Below are 10912 nucleotides of genomic sequence, written 5' to 3' on the forward strand. Positions count from 1 at the left end.
AGCCTAGGATGATTATTACGCTAGCTAATGGCATCCTCCGCTTCGCTCGATTGCACAACCCAATGGAACGAATGGAGACGCTGAATGGAAATGGGGAAGGAAGCTAGAAAGCTGCAAGACGATTTGGCTTTCACGGACATGCTGATGAGTCCGAGTCGTGGCGGCGATTTCGTCGAGATGGCGATCAAAAAGCTTCAGCGGCTCACAATCAGAATGGAGGCTGATCATCACGCTAGGGCGCATGTACATATCGATTACGGTAGAGAGCGCCATGCTGCAAGCTTTGCTGTTGATAATGGAGAACGCATGGTGGGTCGGATGCCTGCTAAGTACGACAGAGACGTCAAGGCCTGGATCATCCAGCATCAGGTAAAGCTCAACTCGCTCTGGGACGCAATGAAGCGTGGCGAGCCGCACGAGTTAATTTTAGCTGAGCTCAAAGCGGCAAAATAAGCAGCAGCGTCACTCGCTAAGATGATCAAACCATGAGCTGGGCTTATTTGCGGATAGCCATCCTCACAAGAATCCCCTTACGCCCTCAAACAGAAGAATACAAGGAGCTTTGATGTCTGAATATCTCGGTTTTCGCTTGTGTAACCTCATCATTCCTGGAGACCCTGAGGAGCTTGAACTCAAGACCCCTTCGGGCATCTGGCATTTAGAGCGAGAATCTCGCTATGCCGAGGTAAAACAAGCGATCGAACAAGGTCAAATTGGGGAGACATATTGCCTCATGACTAATGTCGTCGTCGGTCAGTCTGGCCGCTCAGCCGCTCTGGACGCAGTGTGTGACGAATTGGTACCCATCTGCCTCGCGGCAAGCTATCTCACCGGGGCCAGCGTCGCGATCACGAGATCGCTTCCGCATTCTGAGTGCACATTTGTGGAAGTTGGCCCACATTTTCCACGCCCACGCGCAATGCAAGGAGTTGATGCTGCAGTCACCACCCCGCAAGAATTCACCGAACGAGTTGAGGCCTTCGTACGTAATCACCCTTCGACGGGGCTTGCGGAGAAGGATCGGCTTCTGGTGCATCACTGGATCGATGCGGTCGCATGTTGGTCGATGGAGGACCTCTGCTTAAGCACCGCGACATTGCTTGAAATCATTGCGGCGACCGCAAACAGAACCGGCACAACTGCTGGGCAAACTCTCAAAAGCTTTAACCAAAGAATCCAATTCGCGGCGACTCGTTTCGCATTGTCAGCGCTCAGCGCGGATTTTAGAAATATGCGGAATGATCTCGTTCACGAGGGGACGCTATCTATCAAAAGCTTCCCTAACAAGTCTAACGCGGACTGTGCAAAGGCTGTGGCCGAGGCGCTGCATTGGATCGACCAGTATATCCACGCCGCACTGGGGCTGGGACCGTTAGTTAACAATAGATTCCCAGCGAACACCTTCAGGGGGTTGAACGCGTTCTCTCTGGACTAATGCCGACGAAATCTCGACAGAGGCCAACTTCATGGCCACTGTCGGACGCTTTATGAAAGCCATATCGTCACACTTGCCATGTGTACTCCTTAATTACGACGCCCGTTCGCCAGGATCGCGAGTCAAAACGCCACTGCTGTAAGCTTCGTCTGGAAACTGCTGGATTACCAGCGAAATGCTATTGGAGCTATCTGTCAGCGCTCATTAGCAGGTTGTAGGGCTATCGGCAGACGGCCATGACGGCGAGCAAGTTGCGCAGAGGTGTAGGAAGCCCGAGGATGCTCATAAGGCTCAACGCGGGGGGCCGGCAAGCCACCCAATTGGTTCCTCATTCTTTCCTTTTTCAACAGCATTGCGGAGCCATTTTTTCTGTACGCTCGCACTGTTGCGCACTGCCTCTAGAGCCTCCGTCCTGAACTGAGCGATTAAGTGCCATTTTGCTGTTTTCAGTTTGCGACGACCTTTCATGGACTTCTCATCTTGGAAAACGGGAACTGCGGAGCTTTTCACCTAGTGAGTGTTTCACGCAAGGCAAAAGACCGGACGCATCGGCCTTGGTCCAAGTTCGAACTAGGTGCTAATCCTCCGTAATGAATTGCTTTGCTTTTTTCCAGGTCAAAGGCCATCAACGCCCTTGATGCGGAATTGCGGAGCCTTTCACCTAGTGGGTGTTTCATGCAAATAAAGACCGGACTCATCGGCCTTTGGTCCAGGTTGGGGCTAAGTGCTAATTCTCCGCAATGGCTTGCTCTGCCCTATTTTGCGAGGGCCAAAGAGCCCTTGCCGCTCATGACCCGGAATTGCGGAGCTTTTCACCTAGCGGGTGCTCCACACAAACCAAGGGGTTTGTTCGCTGAGTCGAAGTCCAAGGCTGAAAATAGGTGGTAATCCCCGCAAGGGCTTGCTGAGCGCTTAGTTTGGGAGGGGGCAAAGCCCTTTGCTTCCCACAGAAACCGGAATTAAGGAAATTTCACCTACTGCATAGCGTCCGGAAACGAATCGCACATTAGGTGTGGATACTCCGCAATCACTTCCGCAAAATTGGTTTGCTGGCCGTATCAAAATCTGGGCCGGAATCACAAAACAGTGGCTCCTGCACCAACCAAAGACCTAGCTCCGTAGGTAGAGAACCTAGTTGCTCCTCTAGAAGGAGCAGCAGTGTTCTGCGCCGTGCCTCTAGCTTGCCAGCAAGCCAGATATCATCCGCTGTTGGGTAATGCCGCAGAAGCCCCTCTGCCTGAAGACGCAAAGGTGCTGGCAGGGTTTTATCCCTAACTATATCGCGCAGGAACTTCTCGGTTTGTACAACGCTGCGGGTACGTTCATGAATCATCGTCATAACAAAACTCTCAATTCTACGGACGTCTGCAAGGAGACGGGTCCCTTCAACAATCCTATGCAACAGAAAAACATCTTACTCAATGTGATGGGTCCACCGAGAGATCAGCGTTTATTCAGCGCGTCTGAACCTCACTATCATTTTCCGTAGGGTTCCATTAGTTGAGTAGGTAAGGAAAACAGCTTCGATTGCGCCAAAGAAGCTAGGGTTGACGGTACATATTGCGAGAGCATGCCACGCGACGAATCTAGTCCGCAGATTGAAGCCGACGCCCATTCATGCTCTGTAGACCATGGCAGTGAACTGATATGGGCGATGCCATTCCTCGATCATACGGCCAACTACAACGCAACGTGTTTTCCCAGTCGCCTCCAGGAGGTCATTGGCAAATTGTCCAGCCGCTTCGCCGCGGCTGGCCGACAGCACTTCTGGAAAAACATAGAAAGCAACCAAAGTATCGCTGTAGGAGGGAGGTAGGATGGCAAGCCCACGAGGCTGTAGCGGGTCATGAGGGTTAGCTAAAACCCCAAGTTTGAGCGCTATCAGCTCCTCGTCCAAACCGTCCGCTGCGTTGTAAGCGATGTCGAGTAGTGCGAGGCTAACCGTCGCCCAGCCTCGGCCAGCGCGCCGCTGGACCTCCAAGATCATTAGTCGAAGTGTTTCGGGCAATTGAAGCGGCGGTTTAGGTACACTTACCCCTGCGTCGTGGCTGTTGTAAAAGTGATCGATCGGAGCAGACATCCCCGCAATGGTAAATATCGCGTCGGTGCGTTCTACCTCCGGCATGCCAAATGCGGTCTGAAGGTAGAACCCGAGATAATCCAACTCATCGCCGAGCAGACCAGTCGAACGTTGCACATGGCCGCGATTCGACAGGTAATGCAGGATGAATGCGGGCTCCTCAAGGATATCCACGACGCAGCCCAAGTCCGCAAGATTCAACGTCGGCGCGAGTTCTAAGTCACTGGGAACCCACCCCGCCCCTTTCAACTCCGCTTCGCAACTGGCCAGGATCGAGAAGTCATCAAGCGTCACCGAAAGCCGGATTACCCGGTCTATGGCTTTACCATCAATCCCTAGCTGATCTAGGATTTGCTGGCTGGCAACGTCGCCACTGCTCGCTTCGCGGATGAAATGCGCCAATCGATCCGACTGCACGGCTGGATCGACGAGCAGCTCCTGCACATGGCGCTTCACCCGATCCGGGGCGCCGCGCAGCCCCTGTGCTGTCAATGAGGCTGACTTTGCCTCAACGATCAATACTGTGCGGTCAATTATCAATAGCAGATCAGTCTCGTAACGATCCTCCCCCACTGACCACGTGATCCCCGCGCTGAGGCGGGCCATGGGAAATGCCTTTCGCAGCAGGCTGGAAACTTTCCCTTCAAGATAACTAGCACGCGTTCGAGCAAGTTTTTCCAAGGCGGATGGTTTCAAGGCACTAAGCAATGAACGCATGACGCAATGGACGTGGCTGAACACCAGTTGGGGCATCGGAAAAAAGTACGCCGAGCCGTCCTTAACACAGGGCGCGCCCCACACCGGATTGCCCATGAAAAACTTAGGTATGTCGTCGGAGCTCAAGCTCCCTGGTGTCAGGGACAACCGCTCCAGCACTCGCACTACAACATCACGGTCACGTGAAACCGCATGCGCCATACGATCGAGATCAACGGTGGCAAGCGCTGGAAGCTGCAAGTCCGCATGAGCCATCAGTATGCAGGCCAGCTGTTCGTGCCCAACCTCTTCCGGAAGTTGACGCAGAAACTCCTCGGGATCGCCTTGGACAGAGGCACACTCCCGAAAATAGGTTTGGACCATCTCGGTGCGGGTTTGGCAACGGGTAACGCGTCCGAGCATCACGAAGCGTTCTGAAGCCTGTCCCTCAGTACAAACGAGCATGGCCTGAGCGAGATCGATCAACTCCGTCGCGCCGAAACCGTAAGCCGCGTTAAGCTCGCTGTCCAACGCGCCGTAGAGTTCGCGCGAAATTTCCACTACCGAACAATGGTAGCCCCAATTTCGCACGAACTGGGTATGTCCCCTCAAGCGCTCCTGAAGCAATAGCACGGCACGCTGCTCAGCATCAGCTTCCTTAGCTAGCGCTAGAAAACGCGAGCGGTAGAATGCGTCCGCGAGCTCTCCCAGCCTATCAATCATTTGCTGAATTTCGTCAGCTTTAGCGGGGAGTTGCCCCCATTGATCGCGCGGCACAGTTAGCATGAGTGCCTGCAATAGCTCGACATGATGCTGCTCGATCCCTGACATTATCCGTCCAGGAGAGACACCCTCGGAAGTAACCGTAGATTGCAGTCCATAACCTGCCAAAACCGCAAGCAAGTGAAGCGGGTAACTGCGTTGCAGCATCCCGCGGATCTCTTCGCACAGCTCTGGCAGTTTCCTTAGGCTTTCTGCGCCTTCGGCAACAAGCTTCGCCTTTAGCTGATCACGGTTTATATGGCTATAAGGGTGAATGATCCATCCCAACGCCGAGTCTGCTTCATCATTCATCACTTACCGGTTCCATCGACTGATTGTCGTTCACTGGCGAGCAACCAAGCCGATATCTGTTTTTACGCATCGTTGAATCCCCCTTCTTCCAATACAGCGCGGTCAAGGTAGTGCTCTTCGAGCTCGTCAGCAGCGTCTTCGTCTAGCACATTAAAAATCTGAGCGAGGCCTTCTACCGCCTCTTCCGCCTCTTCTACTTCTGCTTCATGTTCGCCAAGGACTACTGGGGCATCATCTACCCCCTCGTCGGGCTGGGGAGCCACCACGATCGCACGGAGGTTTGCAGCCCTAGCTACCGGAGTCGGAATTTTAAGGCAGATGATTTCGTCCATCGCCTTGACGAGGTCCTCGAGAGCTGTCAACCAAACCTTAACCCTAGCGTGGTCGATGTCTTGAATGCGGTTGTGTTTGTTGTCGTCCCCCGCATGCGCAATCTCATGACGGAGGTCGATTACGGCTTTATTTGGCAGTGGTGGCGCTTTTGTATAGGCGAACATTTGGGTGACGCACAGTCATAACCATTCATCAGATCAGGATTCAACCCAATCATCACCAAGGAGAGGTAAGCATGGCTTTCGACGCTTTCATCCAATTTGACGATATCGGACGACTGGGCAGTCGTACATTTCGAGTCGGTCGCGCGGCCTGCTCAACGAAACAGATCTGGAAGGTCATAAAGGAGTTTAAGGGCATCTGGCCATCCCACGTCAGAGAAAACTTGAAGAATCGCCACCAACCTACTGCGTCGATCTTTGTCCTCAAAAATTGAGAGATGGTCAGCAATGTATCGCTGCACTATCTCAACCACCACCGAGCCCCCCAGCCCTTCGTATTGATAACCTTCCTCCTTACCGCGCCCCAGCAAAATCGCATGAATAGTCTCAAAAACCATAATTGGGTTGCCGGGGATCAAGAAGCCGTAAAGCTCGATCAAATGGTGCAAAGTCGCGGGAGTGCGCGTGCTTGCGATAAGCGCAAGTATTTCAGCATAGTCCGCAAGGAACCGCGCCATTGATGACTCATTTGGCAACCCAGGTTCATCATCGCTACTGCTCTTAAAGGCACCAGAACCGAAGTAAAGCTGGTTCATCGCTTGGTGGACCACCTTCTCTGCTGCTTCGAACCGATTGCTCGCAACCTTCTTGTCAGCTTCACCGGCATCAGAAATAAGTACCCCGTAGGCATCTTCTGAGATAGCGATTGCCGGCCTCAGGATTAGCTCGAGACTTTCCTGTGCGCGATCACTAACTTCGCAGATTTGGGTCGTACTTTCGGGTTGATAGCGCTCAAAAAAAGCTACGCGCAGGTTAAAAGTAAAACGGCTGATCAAACCTCCGAAACGTTCCGGATCGGCTGCCCATTCTTCGAGCCAAGTGCGCGAGAGCGCCCGCCCCTGCCCCACATAAAGTTGGGCAAGCCAGCCGGCAATAGTGTCTTGAAGATGCGAATTTTTTTCATCATCTAAATCAAGATCTACAAACAGTCGGTCCTTAACAATGCTCAGCACAGATTCACATCGCTCTGGCTCCGATAGTTGAAAAGGATCCATCGCATATTGGAGGTAAAAGCCTACTATTTCGGTGCTGGTCTCCTGAGCCGCTATACGCTGCGCCAACGCCCACATGCGTTCGGGTGCAACAGCATTTAGGACCTGAAGATTTTGAGCCACCTGAAGCCGCACTGCGGGCTCAGGATCTTGTAGAAGCGCCTCGAGTCGATCGAGGATCAACGTATGGTCTGCCCCAAAACGAGAAGCAAGGGACACCCAAGCATCTGCAGCATAAACACGCACGTCCCAATTCCCCCAACTGATGGTCATGACTCAGTCTCGCTCGGCTCGGGATAGCGACTAGTCGTGAGTCGATCCAAGACTGCAATTAGCGTTTCAATACTTGGCAAGCCATCTGTGCTCGGCGTAAAAGTGGGGCTCGACGCGACACGCTCTACAGCGCATGCAAGATGCCCCCACGCCGAGCGATCAACCTGATCGTGCAACTCAGGATTAGCGTCAATCAGAGAGAGCAACGCCATTGCCTCATTCCACAGTAATGCCAGCTCGGGCGCCCCGCTGTCGGTGGGTGTGCGCTGTACATGGTCATGAAGAGAGCTTGAAGCATCGAGCACCTGACGATGGGGTCCGGCGTCCGTATCCACGCCCGCCTGCCGAAGTTGTTCAAGTTCGTATTCTCCCGGATCGGACCAAGCAGCGAGAGGTCGATACGGCTCATTACTTATCAACAAATCCCGCGAACTGAGCGCGTTCTGTAGCGTGCGCATTTCCTCTAGCTCCAGGGTATCCTGAGGCATTTGCGCAAAGATGTGGCCCAGGGTGCGATGCCATTTGTGAAGATGCTCTGTACCAGTTAAGCGCGTCATATCGAGCGCCATTGTCTCGAACCTCACGCGCTCTTCTTGCGTGCGCGACGCCCAGGCGGAATTCAAAAACTGAGCCGCGGCGCGCCAGGTAAACCTGTTCTCGAGAAAGTCAGGCCGCTCAATCAGAGGCCAGAGAAGATCACCCAACTCGGGAACTCGTTCGCTGCCAACACCAAAAATCCGTGTCCAAACTGAAGCGGTGGCATATTCACGCGATGCGGCGATGACGCTGAGCCTAAACGTTGCAACATCGCACTCCCGCAGAAAGCGCACGTATTGAAACAACAAATCTTCCTTTGCAGGATGACTCCCCCGTTGGTCCCACGCCCTGGGCTCAAAGGTTAACCCACGAAGTTCGAGGGGCGATGTGCCAATATTAATCCGCTCAGCCGGTAAATTACCGCCACTGCTCCGAGTAGCGACTTTACCTATCAACGCCTCAATCAGTGCGCGCGTGCCATGTTCGGGCGAAATCGCCAAAACTTCCTCCATCGCTGCACCCAACTGATAACGACAATGCTCATAGTTCTGCCGCCTATTAGAGGAAAGCTGCATGATACGGCTACGTCCACCGAGAGGTGATGGAGCATCATCTGTGATTTCCTGGCTGTAGAGAGCCCTGTATATTTCGATACAAAATTCAGGGTCACCACGCGTAACAGGAACAATTTGCCCGGCAAGTCGCGTTGCTTCTCGGTCAGCATGTTGCGAAAAATGGGGTTCACGCAGAATGCGATCCAGCAACGTCCGTGATGCGACCGGATCCGAGGCGAAACTTCTGCCGACGAAGCGAATTGCGCTTTCTGCGATGTGCGTTGAAGAAATTCTCCACCCTGCTGCTAGGAGCAAACGCGAAGCTTTCCCGAATACAGCCAGAAGGCTCGGATCCTCAAGATCACTATGCTCAATCAATGTGTGGAGCAAAAACAAAGCAGGCTCCGCTAGCGCTTTCTCTTCGTTGACTAATAGCGCCTCGGCGAGCCGTCCCCAAGCGATGGCTGCAGAAGTCGAAATTACTTCGGCGGACGCAGACACCATTTTTGTATATCGCGCAAGGCGCGCGAGCAGCGACGCGAATCCCGGATCTTTTGAGTCTGTGACCACACGCGCCATTAGTGCAGTGACATCACTCTGCTCTTCGATATTCTCGACTGCGGTCCGAAGCGCAACACTCCCCAACACCGGATTTATGCTATTTGCCTTGTAAATCCCGATGATCAGTTGCCAGCTATTAGGTCGCCCAACTTTGTCGAAACGCCAAATTCTTTCGATAGCAAATCGAAGCGCTGGCGCGAGAAAAAGCGCCGTCGATGTATCGCCGGCGATCTGGTCAAGAAGTGCTTTAGGGTCATCCCAAGCGAGAAGGAAACGACTTGCGACATGATCAAACAGCACGTGATGGGCAAAGCCTACCAAGTCCCCTGTAGCAGCGAGCACGCCCGTCTGGATAACCGCATCGAGGGCGGAATGTTCAACCGCCACCTTGCGCACTACCAGGCGTTGATCCCTAACCATCGTACTCACAGCCTTCGCTGCGGCCTGTTGAAGCTGCGTCGTGTTGAGCCGCGCATCTTCATAAACATCTATCAGACCTGATTGAGTACGAATTGCGCTGAATGCTTCAGGTGCAGTGCCGTCGGTAAGTAGTTCTGCAGCTAGGGACAAATTAAAGACATTACTCAGTAGTTCCGCTAAAGGCCGAGGGGCCGAACGGAGCAGGACGCCCAATTTCGGTGATGTCCCCCCTACTGAAGCGAGGTCTACCTCACTCAAACGTGGAACAAGAAAGTGACGTACGTTTGAGAGACCGGGTGCCGCAAAGTCAGTATCGGCTGGCTCGCCCAAAAAAGCTTTTTTGAAGCGCTGACCATTCTTGAGGTCGAAGGTACGGATCGATGCTACGACGATCCATTCATCAGCGAGTTGTTTACGAACATCTTCAATCAGAGCAGCGAATACACCCTCCGCAGACGTGCCACGCGCAGCATCGAGCGCATCGATGAATAGTACCTTGTTACCGGCTCCGGGCATGGCGGCAAGGGCTTCAACGAGCGGGTGCGTGAGCCCAAGTTCAGACGCAAGTTGAGACGCCATAGTGACGCCAGGAAAACGATCGAGTGAAAGAAAAACAATAGTGTCGCCCGCAGCCTCAATTGCAGCAGCAGCGTGGATCAATGCACCGGTCTTCCCCGCACCCGGCTCGCCGACAATGAGTAACGAACCGGACATGATAGCTGCCAACAACGGTGCATCGCTCTCGCGAATAATTGGCACGCCATCATCAAGAGGCAATTGACCATGGCTCGCGAGTCGAGCAAGCTCGTTGGCGGTTGCTGTGCGCAGTTTGACGATGTCCGGCTCAAAGCCTGGGGCTCCGACATCAACATGGCCACGAAGACGTAGAGCGCGCAGTAAACCATCACGATCAGCAGGAGCGCCGGTGGCAATCAAATCACGCATGATGCCTTTGAGGTCACGTAGAGGCGCTTCACCCGCAGCATCCCCCCCGAACAAGGCACGGCCCAATAATTGTGATGCTTCGCGCCAATTATTGTGTCCTTCGTCCATGGAGAAGCGAGATATACGAAAAATGCGCGCCAAATCCGTCAGATCGCCATCTCCAGGTGCCGCACCTCGATGTTCTTTCCAAGCTGGGGAAGCAATCGCCTTGAATATGTCGAGCGCTTTACGCTCTCCCTGATTGCGTTGCGCACGCGTCACAGTCCAGGCGCCACCTAGATCGAACACCCGGCAAGCTGATCCAAGAATGTCCAGCGTACTCGGGGCGTCTGAGTGCACCGCCAACAGGGCAACATTTCGACTCAGATCAGGAAGACCGCCCGATGCTTTTGCATCAGCCACCCACCGCACGAGTTGTCCAATCGTTTTGGACAGCGGTGCCTTAGGGCCAGTACCTAACGTCGCACTGGTCTTGCACTGGATATGGAGTGCACCTGAGTCAGACTGGGTCACCTCTATGTCATCAAGGCCCTCCCCAGTTTCGAGTCGGATCGCGATCGGGAGCGCCTGATTATTGATGCCTAACCTGCCCCCTACTGGCATGCGCGCAAGTATGTGAACGGCAAACCAGGTCGCTACCTCAGCCTGAAAGGCCATTCCAGCTTCTGTGGCACGGCCGCCGGCGCGCATAGGTGCCGGTAACGCTGAAGATGTCTGCACCATTGTTATCGAAACGCCCCCAATCTTTTTGTCTGGGCGCGATCATGTCACCCGGCATGGCCGATTGTCTC

The 10912-nt window shown here is 53.8% G+C and carries 8 protein-coding genes; 2 read left to right on the forward strand and 6 right to left on the reverse strand.

Translation table 11 applies throughout. The features are described 5' to 3' along the window. The first annotated feature begins 84 nt into the window (after positions 1 to 84). A complete protein-coding gene (locus ACY4LX_RS22365; protein WP_203418045.1) occupies positions 85 to 453 on the forward strand; it encodes a DUF4160 domain-containing protein in 369 nt (122 codons plus the stop codon). Between the two features lie 112 nt (positions 454 to 565). Next, on the forward strand, positions 566 to 1435 hold the full coding sequence (locus ACY4LX_RS22370) for a hypothetical protein (protein WP_463257887.1): 870 nt from the start codon (positions 566 to 568) through the stop codon (positions 1433 to 1435). A 291-nt stretch (positions 1436 to 1726) separates the two neighbouring features. Here the strand turns inward: ACY4LX_RS22370 and ACY4LX_RS22375 are convergent, their stop codons facing one another. The 6 genes from ACY4LX_RS22375 to ACY4LX_RS22400 form a co-directional block, all read right to left on the reverse strand. After that, positions 1727 to 1903, reverse strand: a complete 177-nt coding sequence (locus ACY4LX_RS22375) for a hypothetical protein (protein ID WP_463257888.1) — start codon at positions 1901 to 1903, stop codon at positions 1727 to 1729. A gap of 559 nt (positions 1904 to 2462) precedes the next feature. Continuing rightward, a complete protein-coding gene (locus ACY4LX_RS22380) occupies positions 2463 to 2774 on the reverse strand; it encodes a BPSL0761 family protein (RefSeq protein WP_463257889.1) in 312 nt (103 codons plus the stop codon). A gap of 276 nt (positions 2775 to 3050) precedes the next feature. Further along, the gene (locus ACY4LX_RS22385; protein ID WP_463257890.1) at positions 3051 to 5285 is read right to left on the reverse strand and encodes a nuclease-related domain-containing protein; all 2235 of its coding nucleotides are present in this window, start codon (positions 5283 to 5285) and stop codon (positions 3051 to 3053) included. Positions 5286 to 5347: 62 nt separating this feature from the next. After that, positions 5348 to 5782, reverse strand: a complete 435-nt coding sequence (locus tag ACY4LX_RS22390; protein ID WP_463257891.1) for a hypothetical protein — start codon at positions 5780 to 5782, stop codon at positions 5348 to 5350. A 152-nt stretch (positions 5783 to 5934) separates the two neighbouring features. Beyond that, entirely contained in the window at positions 5935 to 7104 is a 1170-nt protein-coding gene (locus ACY4LX_RS22395; protein ID WP_463257892.1) for a hypothetical protein, read from the reverse strand. Then, positions 7101 to 10778, reverse strand: coding sequence for a hypothetical protein (locus ACY4LX_RS22400; RefSeq protein ID WP_463257893.1), 3678 nt, complete (start codon positions 10776 to 10778; stop codon positions 7101 to 7103). Before ACY4LX_RS22400 ends, ACY4LX_RS22395 begins: the two co-directional genes overlap by 4 nt. Between the last annotated feature and the right edge of the window lie 134 nt (positions 10779 to 10912).

The organism is Pseudomonas sp. Emmai, assembly GCF_055179735.1.

Bases quoted from the DNA above. Each gene is read 5' to 3' on its own strand.
- ACY4LX_RS22385 (WP_463257890.1), bottom strand. From the start codon at position 5,285: ATGAATGATGAAGCAGACTCGGCGTTGGGATGGATCATTCACCCTTAT.
- ACY4LX_RS22375 (WP_463257888.1), bottom strand. From the start codon at position 1,903: ATGAAAGGTCGTCGCAAACTGAAAACAGCAAAATGGCACTTAATCGCT.
- ACY4LX_RS22380 (WP_463257889.1), bottom strand. From the start codon at position 2,774: ATGACGATGATTCATGAACGTACCCGCAGCGTTGTACAAACCGAGAAG.
- ACY4LX_RS22365 (WP_203418045.1), top strand. From the start codon at position 85: ATGGAAATGGGGAAGGAAGCTAGAAAGCTGCAAGACGATTTGGCTTTC.
- ACY4LX_RS22395 (WP_463257892.1), bottom strand. From the start codon at position 7,104: ATGACCATCAGTTGGGGGAATTGGGACGTGCGTGTTTATGCTGCAGAT.
- ACY4LX_RS22390 (WP_463257891.1), bottom strand. From the start codon at position 5,782: ATGTTCGCCTATACAAAAGCGCCACCACTGCCAAATAAAGCCGTAATC.
- ACY4LX_RS22370 (WP_463257887.1), top strand. From the start codon at position 566: ATGTCTGAATATCTCGGTTTTCGCTTGTGTAACCTCATCATTCCTGGA.
- ACY4LX_RS22400 (WP_463257893.1), bottom strand. From the start codon at position 10,778: ATGGCCTTTCAGGCTGAGGTAGCGACCTGGTTTGCCGTTCACATACTT.